The organism is Streptomyces sp. NBC_01390 (assembly GCF_045040105.1).
GTDB lineage: Bacteria > Actinomycetota > Actinomycetes > Streptomycetales > Streptomycetaceae > Streptomyces.
On the sequence record NZ_CP109551.1, the window covers coordinates 9,702,027 to 9,723,547 of the forward strand.

General features: G+C 70.9%; 19 protein-coding genes. 11 read left to right on the forward strand and 8 right to left on the reverse strand.

Annotation, left to right across the window (positions count from 1 at the left end):
* Positions 1–7 precede the first annotated feature (7 nt).
* Positions 8–724 carry a GAF and ANTAR domain-containing protein gene (locus OG241_RS43460; protein ID WP_405823713.1) on the reverse strand — a complete coding sequence of 239 codons (717 nt, stop codon included), beginning with the start codon at positions 722–724 and terminating at the stop codon, positions 8–10.
* A 151-nt stretch (positions 725–875) separates the two neighbouring features.
* On the opposite strand from OG241_RS43460, the gene OG241_RS43465 reads away from it, so the two are divergent.
* On the forward strand, positions 876–2,063 hold the full coding sequence (locus OG241_RS43465) for a winged helix DNA-binding domain-containing protein (protein WP_405823715.1): 1,188 nt from the start codon (positions 876–878) through the stop codon (positions 2,061–2,063).
* 124 nt (positions 2,064–2,187) lie between these two features.
* Here OG241_RS43465 and OG241_RS43470 read toward each other — a convergent pair whose 3' ends face one another.
* From OG241_RS43470 to OG241_RS43480, 3 genes are all read right to left on the reverse strand, one after another.
* Positions 2,188–2,979 (reverse strand): S1 family peptidase, encoded by a 792-nt coding sequence (locus OG241_RS43470; protein WP_405823717.1) that lies wholly within the window; start codon positions 2,977–2,979, stop codon positions 2,188–2,190.
* A 263-nt stretch (positions 2,980–3,242) separates the two neighbouring features.
* Positions 3,243–6,071 (reverse strand): AAA family ATPase, encoded by a 2,829-nt coding sequence (locus OG241_RS43475; protein ID WP_405823719.1) that lies wholly within the window; start codon positions 6,069–6,071, stop codon positions 3,243–3,245.
* A 164-nt stretch (positions 6,072–6,235) separates the two neighbouring features.
* Positions 6,236–7,072: a response regulator transcription factor gene (locus OG241_RS43480; protein ID WP_405823721.1), complete on the reverse strand. Its 837-nt coding sequence runs from the start codon at positions 7,070–7,072 to the stop codon at positions 6,236–6,238.
* Between the two features lie 145 nt (positions 7,073–7,217).
* Here OG241_RS43480 and OG241_RS43485 point away from each other — a divergent pair, with 145 nt between their 5' ends.
* Both OG241_RS43485 and OG241_RS43490 read left to right on the forward strand, forming a co-directional pair.
* Positions 7,218–8,888, forward strand: a complete 1,671-nt coding sequence (locus OG241_RS43485) for an AMP-binding protein (protein WP_405823722.1) — start codon at positions 7,218–7,220, stop codon at positions 8,886–8,888.
* Entirely contained in the window at positions 8,885–10,468 is a 1,584-nt protein-coding gene (locus tag OG241_RS43490) for an AMP-binding protein (protein WP_405823724.1), read from the forward strand. Before OG241_RS43485 ends, OG241_RS43490 begins: the two co-directional genes overlap by 4 nt.
* Before the next feature lie 109 nt (positions 10,469–10,577).
* Here the strand turns inward: OG241_RS43490 and OG241_RS43495 are convergent, their stop codons facing one another.
* Complete coding sequence (locus OG241_RS43495; protein ID WP_405823726.1) at positions 10,578–11,312, reverse strand: hypothetical protein; 735 nt, start codon at positions 11,310–11,312, stop codon at positions 10,578–10,580.
* A 190-nt stretch (positions 11,313–11,502) separates the two neighbouring features.
* On the opposite strand from OG241_RS43495, the gene gcl reads away from it, so the two are divergent.
* Complete coding sequence (gcl, locus tag OG241_RS43500; protein ID WP_405823728.1) at positions 11,503–13,287, forward strand: glyoxylate carboligase; 1,785 nt, start codon at positions 11,503–11,505, stop codon at positions 13,285–13,287.
* Between the two features lie 464 nt (positions 13,288–13,751).
* On the opposite strand, the gene OG241_RS43505 is transcribed toward gcl, so the two are convergent.
* Both OG241_RS43505 and OG241_RS43510 read right to left on the reverse strand, forming a co-directional pair.
* Positions 13,752–14,636, reverse strand: a complete 885-nt coding sequence (locus tag OG241_RS43505; protein WP_405823729.1) for a 2-hydroxy-3-oxopropionate reductase — start codon at positions 14,634–14,636, stop codon at positions 13,752–13,754.
* Positions 14,637–14,674: 38 nt separating this feature from the next.
* Positions 14,675–15,514, reverse strand: coding sequence for a TIM barrel protein (locus OG241_RS43510; protein WP_405823730.1), 840 nt, complete (start codon positions 15,512–15,514; stop codon positions 14,675–14,677).
* A gap of 237 nt (positions 15,515–15,751) precedes the next feature.
* On the opposite strand from OG241_RS43510, the gene OG241_RS43515 reads away from it, so the two are divergent.
* From OG241_RS43515 to OG241_RS43545, 7 genes are all read left to right on the forward strand, one after another.
* On the forward strand, positions 15,752–16,747 hold the full coding sequence (locus OG241_RS43515) for a hypothetical protein (RefSeq protein ID WP_405823732.1): 996 nt from the start codon (positions 15,752–15,754) through the stop codon (positions 16,745–16,747).
* A 123-nt stretch (positions 16,748–16,870) separates the two neighbouring features.
* Positions 16,871–17,125: a hypothetical protein gene (locus tag OG241_RS43520; protein ID WP_405823733.1), complete on the forward strand. Its 255-nt coding sequence runs from the start codon at positions 16,871–16,873 to the stop codon at positions 17,123–17,125.
* The gene (locus OG241_RS43525) at positions 17,122–17,502 is read left to right on the forward strand and encodes a helix-turn-helix domain-containing protein (protein WP_405823735.1); all 381 of its coding nucleotides are present in this window, start codon (positions 17,122–17,124) and stop codon (positions 17,500–17,502) included. The genes OG241_RS43520 and OG241_RS43525 overlap by 4 nt, the downstream gene beginning before the upstream one ends.
* A gap of 168 nt (positions 17,503–17,670) precedes the next feature.
* On the forward strand, positions 17,671–18,201 hold the full coding sequence (gene uraD / locus OG241_RS43530) for a 2-oxo-4-hydroxy-4-carboxy-5-ureidoimidazoline decarboxylase (protein WP_405823737.1): 531 nt from the start codon (positions 17,671–17,673) through the stop codon (positions 18,199–18,201).
* Between the two features lies 1 nt (position 18,202).
* A complete protein-coding gene (gene uraH, locus OG241_RS43535; RefSeq protein WP_405823739.1) occupies positions 18,203–18,619 on the forward strand; it encodes a hydroxyisourate hydrolase in 417 nt (138 codons plus the stop codon).
* 22 nt (positions 18,620–18,641) lie between these two features.
* Positions 18,642–19,571: a factor-independent urate hydroxylase gene (gene pucL, locus OG241_RS43540; protein ID WP_405826754.1), complete on the forward strand. Its 930-nt coding sequence runs from the start codon at positions 18,642–18,644 to the stop codon at positions 19,569–19,571.
* A gap of 13 nt (positions 19,572–19,584) precedes the next feature.
* On the forward strand, positions 19,585–20,958 hold the full coding sequence (locus OG241_RS43545) for an 8-oxoguanine deaminase (RefSeq protein WP_405823740.1): 1,374 nt from the start codon (positions 19,585–19,587) through the stop codon (positions 20,956–20,958).
* Positions 20,959–21,067: 109 nt separating this feature from the next.
* Here the strand turns inward: OG241_RS43545 and OG241_RS43550 are convergent, their stop codons facing one another.
* On the reverse strand, positions 21,068–21,490 hold the full coding sequence (locus tag OG241_RS43550; RefSeq protein WP_405823742.1) for an acyl-CoA thioesterase: 423 nt from the start codon (positions 21,488–21,490) through the stop codon (positions 21,068–21,070).
* Positions 21,491–21,521: the final 31 nt, after the last annotated feature.

Consider the following 21,521-nt stretch of genomic DNA (forward strand, 5'->3'; position numbering starts at 1 on the left):
CGCCCGATCAGGGGATACCGCCCTGTTCACAGACCTGCCGGGCGATCTCACGGAGCTTGGTGTTGTTCTGCTGCGAGTATCGGCGCAGTACGTCGAAAGCCTGCTCCTCGGTGATGTGGTGGCGGCCCATGAGGATGCCCATCGCCTCGCCGATGACATGGCGGGTGGCGACGGCCTGTTCCATCTGGGCATGGGCGCGGGCGCTGGAGAACGCGACCGCCGCGTGGGAGGCCAGCAGCCATCCGGCCAGCTCGCTGGCCTCGGTGAACACGCCGGGGCTGCGGGAGTACAGGTTCAGCGCGCCGAGGTCCTCGTCGTCGGTGAACAGCAGGAATCCCATCATGCTGCCCACTCCGAGGGCCTTGGCCTGCGGGGCGTAGGCGGGCCAGCGCGAGTGGTCGGTGGTGACGTCGGCCATCCGGAAGACCCGGTCTCCCTGGGCGGTGAGGGCCGCGTCGAAGCACGGTCCCTCGCCCAACCGCTCCTGCAGTTGATCGCTGTCGATGACCAGCTGCTCGGTGGGGGCGAGCGACTCCACCTTCTTGCCCCGCAGCACCAGGATGCCGGCCGCGTCGCAGCCCTCCACCAGTTCGGTGGCCGACGCCGTGATCCGCTGGAGTGTGGCACCGACCGAATCCTGTGCCAGGAGATCCCGCGCCATCGACGCCATCTCCTGGGCGAACCGTCCCCAGTCCACTTTGTCCTCCGCCTCTCGTCCGGTCATCCGGTCCGGACAAGCCTCTTACCCAGTTTTTCACGTGCGCCCCAGGTCGACGCGCTGTCAGCGGGGCATTCGGCTGCTCACTCTCCGTGTCGCCGTGCCCCGGCGAGATTGCGGACCGAAACTGTCCGCAAGCAGGGCTAGCGTGTGAAACATGCAGAGCGAGCGGAACACGGCGAAGACGCCCTCGACGGCGACTCCGAGGACGAGCACGAGCACAAGGCCGAGGACGAAGTCAGGGCCGCCGGCGACGGCCTCTGCCCCCGTCCTCGGGCCCCGTGCCCTCAACCGGGCCACCCTCGCCCGGCAACTGCTTCTCACCTGGTCACCGATGTCCGCGAAGGACGCCCTCGCGCACCTCCTCGGTCTCCAGGCGCAGAACGTCAAGCCCCCGTACTACGCCCTCGCCGCCCGCCTCGACGGCTTCGGCCCCGAAGACCTGTCCCGGCTCATGGCCGACCGCGAGGCCGTCCGCATCGTCACCATGCGCTCGACCATCCACACCCACACCGCCGACGACTGCCTCACCCTGCGTCCACTCGTCCAGCCCGCCCGGGACCGCGAACTCACCTACTTCCGCAAGGGACTTGAGGGCGTCGACCTCAACCGGCTCACAGGCCTGGCCCGGGACCTCGTCGAGGCGGAGCCGCGCACGATGAAGCAGCTGCGCGAGGCGCTCCTCGTGGAGTGGCCGGACGCCGACCCGCAGTCCCTGTCCGTCGCCGCGCGCTGCCGGCTCCCGCTCGTCCAGGTCACTCCGCGCGGCCTGTGGGGCCGTAGCGGCCAGGTCGCCCTCACCACCGCCGAGCACTGGCTCGGCCGGGCCGCCGAACCGGACCCGGCCGCGTTGCTGGACACGACCGTGCTCCGCTATCTGGCCGCCTTCGGACCGGCCTCCGTGAAGGACATGCAGACCTGGGCCGGTCTGACCCGGTTGCGCGACGCCTTCGAACGCCTCCGCCCCCGGCTGCTCACCTTCCGGGACGAGCACGGCACCGAGCTCTTCGACCTCCCCGACGCTCCCCGCCCCGATGAGGACACCCCGGCGCCGCCGCGTTTCCTGCCCGAGTTCGACAACCTGCTGCTCTCGCACGCCGACCGCACCCGTGTCGTCCCCGCCGACCTCAAGGGCCGTAGCTGGTCGGGCAATCAGGCGCACCGCGTCCTGCTCGTCGACGGTTTCCTCGCGGGCCTGTGGCACCTCACGGACGGCACGCTCACCGTCGAGCCCTTCGGCAACTTCACGAAGGATCAGCGGGCGGCGGTGGCAGAGGAGGGCGAGCGGATGCTCGCGGTACTGCACGAGGGAACGGCGTACGACATCCGGTTCGCCGCCTCGTAGGCGTACGGGGAGAGCGTGGAAAGTGGATAGAGGGCGCTGCGGACCGCTCGTGGCCGGTCCGCAACGCCCCCTGGCATTCACCCGAGGGGTACTCGGGAGACTGTGGTGGCTGTACCGCTGGTGGTTACGACGCGACCTGCGTCGCCACCAGGCTGGAGAAGGTGGTCAGCCGGGTGTAGACCCCGGGGTAGCCGGCCTCTGCGCAGCCCTCACCCCAGGAAGTAATACCTGCCAGGACGCCGCCGATCATCAGCGGGCCGCCGCTGTCGCCCTGGCAGGTGTCAACGCCACCGGCTGTGTAGCCGGCGCAGACCATGTCGCTCGCGATGTAGCTGGAGCCGTACGAGCTGGAGCAGCTGGAGTTGGAGACGGTCGGGACCGTCGCCGTGCGCAGCTGGTTGGAGGAGCTGCCGTTCTCGGAGGTGGTGCCCCAGCCGATGATGCGGGCGGTGGTGCCGGCCGCGTACACGCTGGTCTGGGACGAGGTGACGTACGACGCCGTGGTGTACGGCATCGAGGTCGCGAGGGTCAGCACGGCCACGTCGTCGCCGTTGGTGGCGTCGGTGTAACTCGGGTTTATCCAGATCTTGGTGACCTTGCTGACGGTGCCGTTCGTGCCGTTGAGGTAGGTGCGGCCGCCGACGACTCTGACGCTGCTCGTGGTCTCGCCGACCATACAGTGGGCGGCGGTCACGACCTTGGTCGCCGAGACGAGGGTGCCACCGCAGAACTGGTTCTGCGAGGCGTCCGTGATCTGCATGACGTAGGGGTACGCCGACGCGGTGGTCGTCGTACCGCCCACGATGGGCTGGGGTGCGGCGACCGCTGTGGGGGCGGCGATCAGCGCGGTGGAGGCGGCGGCAGCGGTGGCCACCAGAACTGCGGCGACCTTCTTGGCACGGGCGAGCCCGAACATGGGTTCTCCTCTTGTGGGGATTGCCGGTGGGGGGACGCGCGGGTGTGGGGGTCGTGCACGGGGCGCTGGGGACTGCTCCGTGTGCCCGGCGAGCGGCACATTCACAAGGTAGGAGCCGGATAAGGCCCGTCCCAATGAGGGAACCCCCTAGGGGAGTTGGGGGAGGGAAAACCCTCGGTCGTACGGGCGCGACGGCACGGTACGGTGAGAGCGCAAGGATGGATCGCGCGCAGGCACACGACCGTACGGCGTGTACGCGGACGTCAGTTGGTGTGGCGTCCCGCCGCCAGCCGGACGATGTCGACCCGGGACCGGATTCCCAGCTTCCGGTACACCCGGGTGAGGGTCGCCTCGACCGTCTTGACGCTGATGAACAGGCGTCCGGCGATCTCGCGGTTGGTCGCGCCCTCCATGACGAGCGCCGCGACCTGACGTTCCATAGCGGCGAGCCCGTCGAGCGCGGCGACGGCCTGCGGCTGCTGTACGAGGGGCTGCGGGGCGGGATTCGGCACGGTGGCCGCGTCCACCCGGCGCAGCCAGGGCAGCGCGCGGGAGCGTCTGAACAGACGCGCCGCCTCGTCGTACGACGTAGGGGCGGGCGTGGCGCCGGGCCCCGGTGGTCCGGTGCGCAGCTCGGCCAGGGCGAGGGCGGCCCGCGCCTCCTCAAGTCCGTAGCCCAGCTTGGCGAGTCGGTCCTGCGCGGACGTCAACTGGGCGACAGCCGCGTCGTGTTCGCCCTGCGCGGCGCGCACCAGCGCCTCGGCCCGGTCGAGCACCGCGAGCACGCTCTCGCGCCCCAGCCGCAGTGCGTGCGCCCGCGACACGTCGATGACCTCCTGTGCCTCGGTCAGCTCGCCGACGCGGACGAGTGCCTCCGCGAGGTCGCCCTGCCAGCGTCCGCGTGCCGGGTCGTCGACGCCGAGATCGTGCTCCAACTCCCGTGCCCTGCGCAGCGACTGCACCGCGCCCGGCGCGTCCCCGGCCACCAGTCGGGCGTACCCCAGGGCTGCCTGGGCCCGGGACAGATAGATCAGGTCACCGTTCTCCTCGGCGTGCTCGACCGACTCGCGGGCCAGTGCCAGCGCCCGGTCCACGTCACCGCCGGACGCCTCCGCCAGGGCGGCGAGCATCGCGGAGGCGACCTCGCCGATTCCGGTGTCCCGGGCCAGCCGCAGACTCTCCCGGGCCAGGTCCAGTGCCCGGCCGCAGTGCCCGCAGCGCAGTTCGGTCTCGGCGAGGCCGCGCAGGAAGTGCACCTCGCTCTCGACCGACCCGCGCCGGCGCACCTCACGCAGCAGCGTGGTGATGGTGGCCCGTGCCTCCGGCAGCTGGTCGCTCATGATCAGCCAGCGGAAGCGGACCGACCCGATGCCGTTGTGATGGACGGTCACCTGCGGGTCCTGGGGCTCCTTCAGCGCGCGCTTGATGGTCGCGGGCGCGTCCGGGTGGCCCATCAGGGTCTCGGTGTGGGCCTGGAAGGAGAGCGACATCAGCTCCGTGTGCCGGTCGCCGCCCCGCGCCGCGAGCTGCGCCGCGCGTGCGGACTCCTCGCGGCTCTCGGCGAAGTCGCCCTCCACGAGCAGCGCCCGCCAGGCCAGTTGGTAGTGGATCAGGGCGAGCAGCTGGGGGTCGTCGCCCGCGTCGGCCAGCGCCTGCGGGAAGACGGCGTCGACCTCCGTCATGGCGTGACCGGCCGTGTCGATCACGATGATCCAGGCCCGTACCCGTTCGGCGGGAACCGTGCTCCGGGCGAGCACCTGACGGGCGATGTCCCGCGCGAGATCCAGCTCGCCCGCGGTGATCGCGTCCTCGGCGGCCCGCAACCGGTGCTCGTCGGGGGTCGGCGCGCTGTCCGCCGGGGTGTACCGGGCGGCCAGCAGCCCGAGCGAGGAGGCCACCGTCGGCGCTCCCCGGTCCCGGGCCAGTGCGGCGGCCTCGGCGAGGCGCGATGCGACCTCCGGATCCGTGCCGTCGGTGGCCAGGGCGAGGTGCCGGGCCCGCTCGATGGGGTCGGAGGCGGCCGTGGACAGCGCGGCGTGCGCGGTCCGGCGCTCCTGGGCGGTCGCCTCCGCGTACAGCGCGGCCGAGACGAGGGGATGTGCGAACCGTACGGCCGGGCCCTCGGGCTCCGTCGCCAGCAGTCCGAGGGCGGCGGCCTGGGCGGTCTCGGCCTCGGCGTTCTCCCGGCCGGCCGCGTGCAGCAGGGCCAGGGTCGGGCGGGCGCCGGCGCTCACCACGAGAAGGGTGCGGCGGGCGTCGTCGGACAGCATCTCCAGGCGGCTGAGCACCAGCGCGCGCAGCGAGGTCGGCACCGGCAGCGGCTCGCCCGGGCGCGGGGGCGTGGGGTTCTCGGCCAGGGCGCGGCCCAGTTCGAGGGCGTACAGCGGGTTGCCGGCGCTGGTGCGGTGGATCTCCCGCACGGTCGAACGCGGGAGGTCGTAGCCCCGGTGTGCCAGGAGCGCCTCCACCTGGGCGCGGGTCAGCGGGTTCACCCGGACCGCCAGGGTGTCCGGTGTGGACGCGCGTAGATAGCGGTCGTACTCCTGTCCGTCCGTCCGCCCCGCGAACACCATCCGGACCGGGTCGTCGCCCAGTCGGCGGGCGGCGAACCCGAGGAGTTCGGTGCTGGCGGTGTCCAGCCACTGGAGATCGTCCGCGACGACGAGGACGGGGCCCTTGGCGGCCAGCGCGCGCAGTGCCGAGAGCACCGCGAGCCGCAGGGCGAGGCCGTCGCGCTGGAGTGTGGACTCGCCACGGCCGGTGAGCGCCGACTCCAGGGCGACACGCTGGGCGACGGGCAACTGGCCGGCCACCTCGTCGAGCGCGAGACCGAGAAGATCGGCGAGTGCGAGGAAGGGGAGATGCGATTCGGACTCCGTCGCGGAGCAACGCAGCACGGTCCGTGCCGATTCACCGTATTCCGCGGCCAATGTCCGCAAGACGGTCGACTTTCCTATTCCGGCCGGTCCGTGCAGCAGCACACTGCCGCCGCGCGACAGTTGCTCGCGCGCCCCGATGAGCGCTTCTTCCCGGCCGATGAGCAGGTCAGAGCGGCATCGGCCAGGCTCCTGGAAGTCCCGTCGCACGGTCACCGCTCCCCTCCTGTGTCGTGTGGGCCCCAATATTAGGCAACAGATCTTTGAATTTCGGACCGGCGACGTGGTGAGCCGAATAACAGGACGGTTGAGGCATTGGAAAATTCAAGTCACACGTGAATGAATACACCGTATACGTGTGCGGAGCGTGACGACAGAGCTCAGGGCAGCAGCCCCGCTCGCCGCGCCGCCACGACCGCCTCCCCACGCGAGTGGGCGCCGAGTCTGCGCATCGCCGAGCGCAGATACCCCTTCACCGTCTCCGGGCGCAGCCCCAGCCGCTCCGCGGCGACCGCGTTGGACGCTCCCGAGGCGACACACGCCAGGACGTCCAGCTCACGCGGCGCGAGCTCGACCCCGTCCACCGGCCGCCCCGGGGCCAGCAGACCGCACGCGTCGAGCAGCGCGTCCCGCAGCTCCGGATCGGTGATCCGCGGAGCCAGCGCACGCAACGCCGCGTGCGCCTCCCGCACCTGCTCCCACGCCCCGTCGCCTGGCCCCCGGGCACCGGCGGGCTCCGGCCGCGCCGCCGCCAGCAGCTCCCGCGCCTGGTCCCGTACGACGAGGGCCTGCTCCACGTCCCGGGCCGCCTCGACCGTCGCGCCGATCAGACGGTCACCCAGGGGCAGGGCGGTGCGCAGTGCGCCGTACAGCACTCCGCGCACCCGGCGCCGTACGACCACCGGGACCGCCACCACGGAGCGCAGGCCCTCGGCGGCCACCGGGACGTCGTACTCGTGGCTGATCTGCCGGGAGGCGGAGTAGTCCGTCACCGCGCACGGGCGGGCCAGGGCCACGGCCCTGCCGCCCAGACCGTTGCCGGCGGTCACCGCGAGCGCCCGCAGCGACTGGGTGGAGGTGCCGCTCAGTTCGCTGATGCGCATATGGCGGCGCCCGCTCTCCACCAGCCCGCCGAAGGCCACCGGCAGCCCGGTCACCCGCCGCAGCCGGGCCAGCGCCCGCCCCACCTCGGTCGCCTCGGCCGTGTCTGCTGCCACGTCATCGCCCCTTCGTCGCGGCTCGCTCGTGGTGTTCGCCGGTCATACGTCGCACTCACCCCCGTTCGGGGGTAGTGAGACCTGCGTCACGGATTACACGATGTCAGAGTGTCGCCCGGCAACGGTCCGGGATCGAGGAGGAGTGATGACGACGGTGACCGAGCGTTTCCGCGAGGCGCGGGACTTCCTGCTGGCCCATCGCGAGGACTACGCCACCGCGTACGAGGGTTTCAGCTGGCCCCGCCCCGACCGCTTCAACTGGGCCCTGGACTGGTTCGACGTCATCGCGGACGGCAACGACCGCACCGCCCTGCACATCGTCGAGGAGGACGGCACCGAGGCCAAGGTGTCCTTCGCCGACATGTCCGCCCGCTCCCACCGGGTCGCGAACTGGCTGCGCGGGCTCGGGATCCGCCCCGAAGAACGTGTCCTCGTCATGCTCGGCAACCAGACGGAGCTGTGGGAGACGGCCCTCGCCGCCATGAAGATCGGCGCCGTCGTCATCCCCGCGACCCCGCTGCTCGGCCCCGCCGACCTGCGCGACCGGGTGGACCGCGGCCGGGTCTCCCACGTCCTGGTCCGCGCCGAGGACACGGGCAAGTTCGACGAGGTCCCCGGCCGCTACACCCGGATCGCGGTGGGCGGCGCCCCCGAGGGCTGGCAGCGGTACGAGGACGCGTACGACGCGCCCGCCGAGTTCACGCCGGACGGGCCGACCCACGCCGACGACCCCCTGATGCTGTACTTCACCTCCGGCACGACCGCCCGGCCCAAACTCGTCGAGCACACCCACGCCTCGTACCCGATCGGGCACCTGGCGACCATGTACTGGATCGGCCTCAAGCCCGGCGACGTGCATCTGAACATCTCCTCGCCCGGCTGGGCCAAGCACGCCTGGTCCAACCTCTTCGCGCCCTGGAACGCCGAGGCCACCGTCTTCGTCCACAACTACACGCGCTTCGACGCCGCCCGGCTGATGGCGGAGATGGACCGCGCGGGCGTCACCTCCTTCTGCGCCCCGCCCACCGTCTGGCGCATGCTCATCCAGGCCGACCTGACCCAGCTGCGCACCCCGCCGCGCGAGGTCGTGGCCGCGGGGGAGCCGCTCAACCCCGAGGTCATCGAGCAGGTGCGCCGCTTCTGGGGCGTCACCATCAGGGACGGCTTCGGCCAGACGGAGACCGCCGTCCAGGTCTCCAACAGCCCCGGCCAGCCCCTGAAGACGGGCTCCATGGGCCGCCCGAGCCCCGGCTACAAGGTCGTCCTCCTCGACCCCGTCTCGGGCGAACCGGGCGCGTCCGAGGGCGAGATCGCGCTCGACCTCTCCACCCGCCCGGTCGGCGTGATGACCGGCTACCACGGCGACGCCGACCTCACGGCGGAGGCGATGGCCGGCGGCTTCTACCGCACCGGGGACATCGGCTCGCGCGACGCGGACGGCTACATCACCTACGTCGGCCGCGCCGACGACGTCTTCAAGGCCTCCGACTACAAGATCTCCCCCTTCGAGCTGGAGAGCGCGCTGCTCGAGCACGAGGCGGTCGCGGAGGCCGCCGTGGTCCCCGCGCCGGACGAACTGCGCCTGGCCGTACCGAAGGCGTACGTCGTGCTCGCGGCGGGCTGGGAGCCGGGACCGGACACCGCGAAGGTGCTGTTCGAGCACAGCCGAGAGGTCCTCGCCCCCTACAAGCGGCTGCGCCGACTGGAGTTCGGGGACCTGCCCAAGACCGTGTCCGGCAAGATCCGCCGGATCGAACTGCGCGAGGCGACGGCGGCGGGTTCGGAGAACGAGTACCGCGAGGAGGACTTCCGGTGACTTCCTATGCCCACGGGACCAGTAGCACTCCGCTGCTGGGAGACACGATCGGCGCCGACCTGGACCGGGCCGTCGCGAGCTGGCCCGACCGCGAGGTGCTGGTCGACGTACCGTCAGGACGCCGCTGGACGTACGCCCAATTCGCCGCCGACGTCGACAAGTTGGCGTACGCGCTGATCGCGAGCGGGATCGCCGTGGGCGACCGGGTGGGCATCTGGGCGGTCAACTGCCCCGAGTGGGTGCTGGTCCAGTACGCCACCGCGCGGATCGGCGCGGTCATGGTGAACATCAACCCGGCCTACCGCACCCACGAGGTCGAGTACGTCCTCAACCAGGCCGGGATCTCGCTGCTCTTCGCCTCCGTCAGCCACAAGGCGAGCGACTACCGGGCGATGGTCGCGGAAGTGCGGGGCAGATGCCCGCGGTTGAGGGAGACCGTGTTCATCGGGGACCCGGGCTGGGACGCGCTGATCGCGCGCGGCACGCCCGTGCCGTTCCCGGAGCTGTCCTGCGACGACCCGATCAACATCCAGTACACCTCGGGCACGACGGGCTTCCCCAAGGGGGCCACGCTCTCCCACCACAACATCCTCAACAACGGTTATTTCGTCGGGGAGTTGATCGCCTACACCGAACAGGACCGGGTGTGCGTCCCGGTGCCGTTCTACCACTGCTTCGGCATGGTGATGGGCAACCTCGCGGCCACCTCGCACGGCGCGTGCGTCGTGATCCCCGCCCCCTCCTTCGAACCGGCGGCGACCCTGCGGGCGGTGGCCCAGGAGCGCTGCACCTCGCTGTACGGCGTACCGACCATGTTCATCGCGGAGTTGAACCTCCCCGACTTCGCGACGTACGACCTGTCGTCCCTGCGCACCGGCATCATGGCGGGCTCGCCCTGCCCGGTCGAGGTGATGAAACGGGTGGTCGCCGAGATGCACATGGCCGAGGTGTCCATCTGCTACGGCATGACGGAGACCTCCCCGGTCTCCCTCCAGACGCGCCGGGACGACGACCTGGAGCACCGCACCGGCACGGTCGGCCGGGTCCTGCCGCACATCGAGGTCAAGGTCGTCGACCCGGCGAACGGAACGACCCAACCCCGTGGCACAGCAGGGGAGTTGTGCACCCGCGGCTACAGCGTGATGCTCGGCTACTGGCAGGAGCCCGAGAAGACCGCCGAGTCGGTCGACGCCGGCCGCTGGATGCACACCGGCGACCTCGCGGTGATGCGCGAGGACGGCTACGTCGAGATCGTCGGCCGTATCAAGGACATGATCATCAGGGGTGGCGAGAACATCTACCCGCGCGAGATCGAGGAGTTCCTGTACGCCCATCCGAAGATCGCCGACGTCCAGGTGGTCGGAGTGCCGCACGAGCGGTACGGCGAGGAGGTCCTCGCCTGTGTCATCCCGCACGAGGACACCGAACCGCTCACCCTCGCCGAGCTACGGGCCTTCTGCGAGGGCCGGTTGGCCCACTACAAGATCCCGAGCCGGCTGCAGCTGCTGGACGCCTTCCCGATGACGGTGTCGGGGAAGGTGCGGAAGATCGAGCTGCGGGAGAGGTACGCCGGGGAGTGAGTTCGCCGCACGGGGGCGGCGAGAGGGTGGCGGTTCGCTGCGGCGCCGTCGTGGCTGGTCGCGCCGTTCCCCGCGCCACTTGGGGGCGCCGGACGCGCTTGTCCGGCTCTCAGACCCCCGTGGCGTCGAGGTCGTCGGCCGGGGTGTTGACCGGTTGCGGGGTGCCGGTCAGGTCCAGGACGAAGAGGGGGACGCCGAGGCTCTCGGCGCCGGCGCGGGCCTCGTCCTCGTAGCCGGCGAGGGAGAAGTAGACGCAGTCCGAGGACTCCGTCATGGCCGTCAGCCACAGGCACTCGATGTCCCGCAGTGATGCCGGGCTCACCGTCGGGTCGACCTGCGCCAGGACTCCGCGGGCGGCGAGCCCCACGCCTGACGGGGGGCGCTGGTCCGCGCGGCGGATGTCCTGGTAGCCGAGCCAGCGCAGATAGAGGGCGGCGGCGGTGACGGCGTCGCGCGCGGTGCGGATGGTGACCGGCTGGAAGGCGCGCCGGGGGCGGGCGGAAGGGCGGGGGGCGCGCAGGGCGCCGGGGAGCTTCGTGGTGCCGGGCGGGGGCTGGGTGGCCGTCGGCTGGGCGTCCGGGGTCGACCGGGCCACCGGGATGCGCAGGACCGTACCGCAGGGGCAGCCCAGTTCGGGGTGTGGCCACTGGTCCTGTCGGTCGCAGGCCGTGCAGCGCACAGTGATCCACTGCTCGTCCCAGACCCGGTGGGTGACGGCCGTCGCGGTCGCCCGTTCGTCGAGCGACGGGCTGACCGGCGCACCGCACGCGCACGGATAGGACGGCGCCGCGTACAGATGCTCGCGCAGGCAGGCCGGGCACCGCACCGGCATGCTCTCGGCCATGGCCCACTCCACTACGTGACGTCGGGGTCAGAGCCCCATCGTGCTCCACCTGACCCCCGCTTGTCCGTCTCTTGACGGCCTTTCCGACCCCACTTACATTGTTTCCAGATAGCAGAAAACAAATTCCGCGATGCGGAATCTCATACTCTCCGAGGGGCGCGACGGGAGTACGAATCCGAGGAGTTCCTCCATGGCACGTATGACCGCTGCCCGCGCGGCAGTCGAGATCCTCAAGCGAGAGGGCGTCACGCACGCGTTCGGTGTTCCCGGCGCGGCGATCAACCCCTTCTACGCGGCACTCGGCGCCGCCGGCGGGATCAGCCACACCCTCGCCCGGCATGTCGAGGGCGCCTCGCACATGGCCGAGGGCTACACCCGCACCCACCCCGGCAACATCGGTGTCTGCGTGGGCACTTCGGGGCCGGCGGGCACCGACATGATCACGGGGCTGTACTCCGCGACGGGTGACTCGATCCCGATCCTCTGCATCACGGGGCAGGCGCCCACCGCGGTGATCCACAAGGAGGACTTCCAGGCCGTCGACATCGCCTCCATCGCCCGGCCGGTCACGAAGATGGCCACCACCGTGCTGGAGGCGGGCCAGGTCCCCGGCGTCCTCCAGCAGGCCTTCCATCTGATGCGCTCGGGCCGCCCCGGGCCGGTCCTGATCGACCTGCCGGTCGACGTCCAGCAGACGGAGATCGAGTTCGACCCGGAGACCTACGCACCGCTGTCCGTCCACAAGCCGGCCGCGACCCGCGCCCAGATCGAGAAGGCGCTCACGCTGCTGAACGCCTCACACCGGCCGCTGATCGTCGCCGGGGGCGGCATCATCAACGCCGACGCCGCCGAACTCCTCGTCGAGTTCGCCGAGTTGACGGGCGTCCCGGTCGTCCCCACCCTCATGGGCTGGGGCACGCTGCCGGACGACCACGACCTGAACGCCGGCATGGTCGGCCTCCAGACCTCGCACCGCTACGGAAACGCCACCTTCCTCGAGTCCGACTTCGTCCTCGGTATCGGCAACCGCTGGGCCAACCGCCACACCGGCCGGCTCGACGTCTACACGGCCGGCCGCACCTTCGTCCACGTGGACATCGACCCCACCCAGATCGGCCGCATCTTCGCCCCCGACTACGGCATCGCCTCCGACGCGAAGGCCGCGCTGGAGCTTTTCGTCACGGTGGCCAGGGAGTTGCGGGACGCGGGCGGCTTCCCCGACCGCTCCGAATGGGCGGCGGCGGCCCAGGAACGCAGGGCCCGCCTCCAGCGGCGTACGCACTTCGACGACATCCCGATCAAGCCGCAGCGTGTGTACGAGGAGATGAACAAGGTCTTCGGCCCCGAGACGCGGTACGTGACGACGATCGGCCTCTCCCAGATCGCCGGCGCCCAGCTGCTGCACGTCTACCGGCCCCGCCACTGGATCAACTGCGGTCAGGCGGGCCCACTCGGCTGGACGATCCCGGCCGCGCTGGGTGTCGCCGTCGCCGACCCGGAGGCGTCCGTGGTGGCCCTCTCCGGCGACTACGACTTCCAGTTCATGATCGAGGAGTTGGCGGTCGGCGCCCAGCACCGCATCCCGTACGTCCATGTCCTGGTGAACAACTCCTACCTGGGCCTGATCCGGCAGGCGCAGCGGGCCTTCGGCATCGACTTCCAGGTCAACCTGGAGTTCGAGAACCTGGGCTCGCCCGAACTGGGCGCCTACGGCGTCGACCACGTCAAGGTCGCCGAAGGACTCGGCTGCAAGGCGATCCGGGTGACGGACCCGGCCGAACTGGCCACCGCCTTCGAGCAGGCCAAGAAGCTCGCCGCGGAGCACCGGGTGCCGGTGGTCGTCGAGGCGATCCTGGAGCGCGTCACGAACATCTCCATGTCGACGACCAACGACATAGGAAACGTGGTGGAGTTCGAGGACATCGCGACCGAGCCGGGCCATGCGCCGACGTCCATCAGGACGCTGAAGGTCTGACGCCGAGGACGCCGACACAGTTGAGCCACGGAAGAAGGGGGTGCCCATGGGCACCCCCTCTTTGTTTCCCCCGTTGTTCCCCCGTGCGTTGTTCCCCTTGTTCCCCCGTGCTGTTCCCCCGTGCTGACAACAATGTGCCCGACTCCGGGGGTAGTTGAAGCCCCCGGGGCCGGGTTCAGAGCTGGATTTGAGGTTTCCGGGCGGCGCCGGCGCCTGGGCGCGACAGGACAGTTGTCGGCGCCGGCGCCGCCCGGAAGATCGGGGAGGGCGGGGAGGGGGCGTCAGACCTAGGGCCTGTCGTCACATTCCCGCCTGCCTGGCGACGCCATGCACGCACTCTCGCCGCACCGGACACATGCCCACGTACAACCAGTACGAGGGCCTGCGCCCGGCACGCCGAGAGCACGCACCTGACGCCGCCTGGCCCGCCCTTCGGACGGACGGCGGGAATGTGACGACAGACCCTAGGCGCCGGAGAGGCGTTCCACGGCCCGCAGCAGGGCCGAGTGGTCCAGGCCCCCGTCACCCTGTGCACGCAGGGATGCGACGAGTTGGGCGACCACCGCACCGACCGGCAGTGCGGCGCCGACCGAACGGGCCGCGTCCGTCACGATGCCCATGTCCTTGTGGTGGAGGTCGATACGGAAGCCCGGCGCGAAGTCCCGGTTCAGGAAGTTGTTCTTCTTGCGTGTCAGCACGGTGGAGCCGGCCAGGCCGCCGCCCAGCACCTCCAGCGCCGCCTCCAGGTCCACGCCCGACTTCTCCAGGAAGACCACGGCCTCGGCACACGCTTGGATGTTCACGGCGACGATCAGCTGGTTCGCCGCCTTCACCGTCTGGCCCGAGCCGTGCGGGCCGCACAGCACGATGGTCCGGCCCAGTGCCTCGAGGAGCGGCCTCGCATGGTCGAAGTCGGCCTGTTCGCCGCCGACCATGATGGACAGTACGGCCTCGACCGCGCCCGCCTCACCGCCCGAGACGGGCGCGTCCAGCACCCGTACGCCCTTCTGGGCCGCCGCCTGCGCCAGGTCCACCGACGTCCGCGGGGTGATCGACGACATGTCGACGAGCAGGGCGCCGGGCCGTACGTTCGCCAGGATGCCGTCCGGGCCGTACGCGATGGCCTCGACCTGCGGTGACGCGGGCACCATCGTGATCACCACGTCGGCGTCGCGCACGGCCTCGGCGGTCGATGCCGCCGCCGTGCCGCCGGCGGCGGTGAGACGGTCGAGCTTGTCCTGTTCCAGAGTGAAGCCGGTGACGTCGTAACCCGCCTTGATCAGGTTCTCGGACATGGGGGAGCCCATGATGCCGAGGCCTATCCAGGCGACCTTGGGGAGATCGCTCATTTCGGGACGCCTCTCTGCTGGTCGGTTGCTCGGTGATGTCAGGGGGTGCGGCGTGCCGTGTGCGGCAGCCAGCCGAACGCCTCGGCGCTCGGTCGGTCGCCCGGCTTGTACTCCAGGCCCACCCGGCCCTCGTAACCGGCCTTGCGCAGCTGGTCCAGGTGGTCCGCGAGGGGGAGCGTGCCGGTGCCGGGGGCGCCGCGGCCGGGGTTGTCGGCGATCTGGACATGGCCCGTCTTCGCGGCGAACCGGTCGATCACCGAGGGGAGGTCCTCGCCGTTCATGGACAGGTGGTAGAGGTCCATCAGGAAGCGGGCGTTGCCCAGCCCGGTCGCCTCGTTGACCCGGTCGACGACCTCCACGGCGGCCGGGGCACTGACCAGCGGGTACCGGGGGGACTCCGGCTTGTTCAGCGCCTCGACGAGGAGGATCGCGCCGATACGGTTCGCCGCCCGGGCCGCGAGTACCAGGTTCTCCAGCGCCAGCGCGTCCTGCTCGGCCGGGTCCACGCCGTCGATCCGGTTGCCGTACAGCGCGTTGAGCGCACCGCAGCCGAGCGACTCGGCCAGCTCCGCGGCGACCTCGATGTTGGCGCGGAACCGCTCGGACTCGGCCCCGGGCACCGACAGGGCGCCCCGGTCCGGGCCCGGCAGCTGTCCGGCGTAGAAGTTCAGGCCGGTGAGCCGGACGCCGGCGTCCTCGATCGCGGACCGCAGGGAGGCCGGCTCGGACCTGGCCGGAGTGGGGGAGTCGAGCCAGGGCCACCACAGCTCGACCGCGGTGAAGCCGGCGGCCCGGGCCGCCGCCGGGCGCTCCAGGAGCGGGAGCTCCGTGAAGAGGATCGACAGGTTGACGGTGAAGCGCTGCTCTGTGAGTCCCATGGCCGTCGGCGCCTCCATTGATGCCTCACTCCATATTTTCTGTTTCATGCTATTTAATATTCCGCATTGCGGAAATGAGTTTCTACTTGATGGAAGACTGCCGCCGAACGCCGGGGCTTGTCAAGGGGGCTCTCCCGAGTGGCGGGGCGGGAAGCGGGCGGTTACACAGGGTTCAACGTTCATATGAGCGGGGCACACGTTTCCCGTGTGCCGGTGCACTGAAGTTGAGAGGCGAACATGGCCGTCGAGCCGTTCCCTGCCCGCCCGGGGAACCCCGGACCGGGCGAACCCCGTCCCGTCACCCGTATACGCACGGACGACCTGGTGCGAACCCTGGTCGTCGCCAGGCCGCTGGACGACGTCGTCCAGCTCGTCACCCTCCTGGAGCAGTCGCCCGACGGCCTGCCGACCGCTGCGACCGTCCTGCGCGTGGCGGCCGTGGCGCGCTCCGTGGAGGACGTCTCGCGCCTCGTGGAACTGCTGGGCCCGCCGGACCACAGCGTCGACCGGATGGACGAGGCGATCCGGACAGCCGCCGAACAGCGGCCGGTCGCCGAGGTCGGCCGACTGGTCGCGCTCCTGCACGCGGCCCCGCACGCAGCCCACGCGGAGGCCCAGGCGGTGCACGCCGCCGCCACCGGCAGGCCCGTCGAGGACCTCGTGCAGCTGATCGGGCGCATCGGCGACGCCCAGGACGGCGACGCGCAGGGTGATGGTGCGGACCCTGGGACCGCCCCGCGCATCGCGCAGTCCCCCGCACCGCGCGCCGAGGAGCCGGCGGTCGTCGCTGGTGCCCGGCGGGGTGACGTCCTGTGGCTCCGCCGGGCCGTCGCCGTCCTCGTCATGCTCTGCGGCGCGGCCCACTTCCCCCTCGACTGGGTCGACGCGCCGAAGCACGGACTGGCCGCCTCGCTCGGTGTCTCCGCGCTCTGCCTGCTGGCCGGCGCGGCGCTGTGGTTCAGCTGGTCGTCGGTCGTGACCGGCGCGGCCGTCGTCGTCTCGGGAGCGTTGGCCGCCGCGCATCTGCTGGGCACGCACCTCGACTCGGCGACCCTGGCCTACGTACGGCAGGCGGGCGGAGCCATTGCCCCGCTGCCCGCCCTGGCGGCCTGTGTCGCGACGCTCGCCGCAATGACGGTACTGGCCGTCTCCCTCGCCCGCAGGTGGCGCGCCGCCGCTGCGCGGGACACTGCCCCCGACCCGGTCATGAAGGTGAACTCCCTCCGGCTGTAAGCCAGTTCATGACGCGGGGTGGCTGCCGGCGGGTGTGGGTGCCGTCCCCGCTGATTTCGCGGAGGAGTCCGTTAGGGTCGTGTCCGAGTGGCTGGGACACGACCTGACGGAAGAATGTGCACAGTGCGACTGCGAGTGGAGTTCACGACCGAGCCCTTCGATCTCGACGAGGCGCCCGCACACGCGCTGGTCGCTCGTGAGGTGATCGAGGCGGCCCAACTGGACGCGGTGGACGTCGGCCCGTTCGGCAACACCGCCGAGGGAAGTGCCGACGCCGTACTGACCGCCCTGGACGCGCTGCTGCGCAGAACCCTGGAGGCGGGCGCCACCCGGATCTCGCTCCAGGTCAACGTGATCGACGGCGAGGGCGGCCGGTGACCGGCGCCGGGGACGGGTCCGCCGGTGCGGCCTTCGTCGCGGCCGTGAAACCGCTGGTGGACGCCATGGGGGGCGAGCTGCTCGCGCCCGGCCGGGCCGGCCCCGACGACGTGGTGCTCGCCTGGGAGGGCGCCGACGTGATCGCCGTACGCCTGCCCCAGCTCGCCGACTCGCTCGATCACATCCTGGCCGCGCTGGAGCGGGGGCACGGCAAGCCGCTGGCTGAACTGGACCGCAAGGCCAAGCAGGAGATCGTACGGATACTGGAGGCGCGCGGCGCCTTCTCCGTGCGGCACGGGGTCGAGACCGTCGCGGGCGCCCTCGGGGTCAGCCGGTTCACGGTCTACAACTACCTGAACCGCGAGAAACAGGCCTGACGGGCCCGGCGCGAAAGGCGCCGCCACCCCGGGATTTTCAACAAAGTGTTGACGTCTCGTCGCCGGAAGGCGTTAGCTGTGCGAACGCAGCCGGCCCGGTGTGCCTCACCGCACGCACCCCCGGAACAACCGGCACACCCAGCACGCACAAGGCCACGGAGGCTCGCCGTGACGTCGAGTACGACCCCTGGCGGACTCGCCCGGTTCAACGCCCTGGAGGAGTCCGCGGCCCGCGCCGCCCTCCACGAGGCCTGTGCCTCGACGGCCTGGGGGCGGCACCTGCTCGCGAAGCGGCCGTACGCCACCGCCGAGGACCTGTACACGGCGAGCGACACCGCGACGGCCGGACTTACCGCCGACGACCTCGCCGAGGCGATGGCCGGGCACCCGCCGATCGGCCGCCCCAGGCCCGGTGACCCGACCTCCGCCCGCGAACAGCGCGGTATGGCCGGCGCCTCCGGGGAACTGAAGGCGGAGATGCTCGAACTGAACCTCGCCTACCAGGAGCGCTTCGGTCATGTCTTCCTGATCTGCGCGACCGGCCGGACCGGCGAGCAGATGCGGGACGCGGCGCGGGAACGGCTCGGGAACACGCCGGAGCGGGAGAGGGAGATCGTCCGCATCGAACTGGGGAAGATCAACCGCATCCGGCTGGGCAATCTCGTACGGGAAGAACAGGAAGAGAAGAGCGGTAACTGACATGAGCACCGACGCCGTCGATCCCCCTGCCCCTGTCGCCTCCGTGTCCACGCACGTCCTGGACACCAGCGTCGGCCGTCCCGCCGCCGACGTCGCCGTCCGGCTCGCCGCCCGCGCAGGGCGCGACGCGGCGTGGCGGGCGCTCGGGGGCAGCGCGACCGACGCCGACGGGCGGTGCAAGGATCTGCCGGCGCTGCCGGAGGGCATCACCCACGTACGGCTCGACTTCGAGGTCGAGCCGTATCTGGAGAAGAAACAGGCCGATGCGCAGCAGGACGCCCCCGCGAATCGGGACAGCGGAGCGGCGGGAGCGTTCTTCCCGGAGGTGGCGATCACGTTCGCCGTCGTGCCGGGCGAGCACTACCACGTACCGCTGCTGCTCAACCCGTTCGGCTACTCCGTATACCGAGGGAGCTAGCAGCACCATGACCGATGCAGCCATGACCGATGCGGCCGCCCCGGCCCGGCCCGTGTTCCTCGGGCAGAACCAGTACGGCAAGGCCGAGAACCGCGTCGTGCGCGTCACCCGCGACGGCGCCACCCACCACGTCAAGGACCTCAACGTCTCCGTGTCGCTCTCCGGCGACATGGACGAGGTCCACCTCTCCGGCTCGAACGCGAACGTCCTGCCGACGGACACCACCAAGAACACGGTGTACGCCTTCGCCAAGGAGTACGGCATCGACTCCGCCGAGCAGTTCGGCATCCATCTGGCCCGGCACTTCGTGACCAGCCAGGAGCCGATCAAAAGGGCGCGCATCCGGATCGAGGAGTACTCCTGGGAGCGGATCGAGGCGGCGGGCGAGGGCGAGCACTCCTTCGCCCGACAGGGCCAGGAGACCCGGCTGACCCAGATCACGTATGACGGCTCGTCGTGGGAGGTCGTCTCCGGGCTCAAGGACCTGGTCGTGATGAACACGACCGACTCCGAGTTCTGGGGCTACGTCAAGGACAAGTACACGACGCTCCCCGAGGCGTACGACCGCATCCTGGCGACCCAGGTGTCCGCGCGCTGGCGCTTCAACTGGTCCGACGAGGAACGGGAGATGCCCGACTGGGAGGAGTCCTACGCACAGACCCGACGGCATCTGCTCTCGGCCTTCGCGGAGACCTACTCGCTCTCGCTCCAGCAGACCCTGTTCCAGATGGGCGCGCGGATCATCGAGCACCGCGACGAGATCGACGAGGTGCGTTTCGCCCTCCCCAACAAGCACCACTTCCTGGTGGACCTGAAGCCGTTCGGGCTGACCAACGACACCGCCGACGGAGCTGTCTACCTCGCCGCAGACCGGCCGTACGGCCTGATCGAGGGCACGATCCTGCGTGACGGCGCCGAGCCGCGCATCCCCGCCGACCTCACCAACCTGTAAGGACGTCCGAGTGATGGTTCAGCGCATCGTCATCGAGAACTGCGCGGTCGCGACCGTGGACGCCGCCGACACCGAGTACGCCTCCGGCCATGTGGTGATCGCCGGCAACCGCATCGAGTCGGTCGGCCCGGGCAAGGCCCCCGAGGGCCTCGCGGACGTGGTCCGGCGCGTCGACGCGAGCGGGCACCTCGTCACCCCCGGCCTGGTCAACACGCACCACCACTACTACCAGTGGATCACCCGGGGCCTTGCCACCGACCACAACCTCTTCAACTGGCTGGTGGCGCTGTACCCGACCTGGGCGCGCATCGACGAGCCGATGGTCCGTGCGGCGGCGCAGGGCTCGCTGGCCATGATGGCCCGCGGCGGGGTCACGACCGCCATGGACCACCACTACGTCTTCCCGAAGGACTCCGGCGACCTGTCCGGCGCGATCATCGGCGCCGCCCGCGAGATGGGCGTCCGCTTCACCCTCGCGCGCGGCTCGATGGACCGCAGCGAGAAGGACGGCGGACTGCCCCCGGACTTCGCCGTCGAGACGCTGGAGGGCGCACTCGCCGCCACCGAGGCCACGGTCGACGAGCACCACGACCCCTCCTTCGACGCCATGACCCAGGTCGCGGTCGCCCCCTGCTCACCGTTCTCCGTGTCGACCGAACTCCTGCGCCAGGGCGCCGAGTTGGCGCGCCGCAAGGGCGTACGGCTGCACACGCACGGCTCGGAGACGGTCGAGGAGGAGCAGTTCTGCAAGGAACTCTTCGGCATGGGACCGACCGACTACTTCGAGTCCACCGGCTGGCTCGGCGAGGACGTGTGGATGGCGCACTGCGTCCACATGAACGACTCGGACATCGCCGCCTTCGCCCGGACGAAGACCGGTGTGGCCCACTGTCCGTCCTCCAACGCCCGGCTGGCGGCGGGCATCGCGCGCGTCCCCGACATGCTCGCGGCCGGCGTCCCGGTCGGCCTCGGCGTCGACGGCACCGCGTCCAACGAGTCCGGCGAACTCCACACCGAACTGCGCAACGCCCTCCTCATCAACCGCCTCGGGGCACACCGGGAAGCGGCCCTGAACGCCCGACAGGCACTGCGCCTCGGTACGTACGGCGGCGCCCAAGTCCTGGGCCGGGCAAGGGAGACGGGGTCACTGGAGCCGGGCAAGCTCGCCGACCTGGTCCTCTGGAACCTGGACACCCTGGCCCACGCGTCGATCGCCGACCCGGTCACCGCCCTCGTCTTCGGCGCGGCGGCCCCGGTCACGGCGTCGTTCGTGAACGGCGAACAGATCGTCGAGAACGGGCGGTTGCTGCACGTGGACGAGGACGAGATCGCCCGCTCGACGCGCGCCGAGGCCCGCCGGCTGGCCGCCATCGCGGCGCGCGCCTGACGTGCCGGGCGCGTCCTGAACAGGCCGCAACAGGCCGCCCGCACAGACCTCCGGCCGAGGGGGACGGCCCTCGGCCGGAGTTCGTCCAGGAGGCCGCCGCGAGTACCGCTCAGAGGCCGAACAGCCGCGGCTCCGACGCCAGCGCGCGAAAGTACTTCTTCGGGTCCGCGACCAGCTTGCGTGCCTTGAGGTCCATCAGCCCGCCGACCGCCGTGACCTCCGCCGCGATCGTGCCGTCGGTCTTGCGGATCGTCTGCCGGATACGGAAGGTCTTGCCCTCACCCCAGACGAAGTCACAGCTCACCTCCACCTCGTCACCCGCAAGCAGCTCCCGCTGATAGCGGATGGTGGTCTCCAGGGCGACCGGTCCCACGCCTTCGCCCAACAGCTCCGCCTGGCTGATCCCGGCGGCGTGGAGTAACGACCAGCGGGCGTGTTCCGCGTAGTTGAGATACACGCTCTGGTTGAGGTGCCCCTGCATATCGGTCTCGTACCCGCGCACGGTCACCGGGACGGAAAACGGTTCGACCACGACTTCCCCTTCAGGCTGCACTACGGCACTA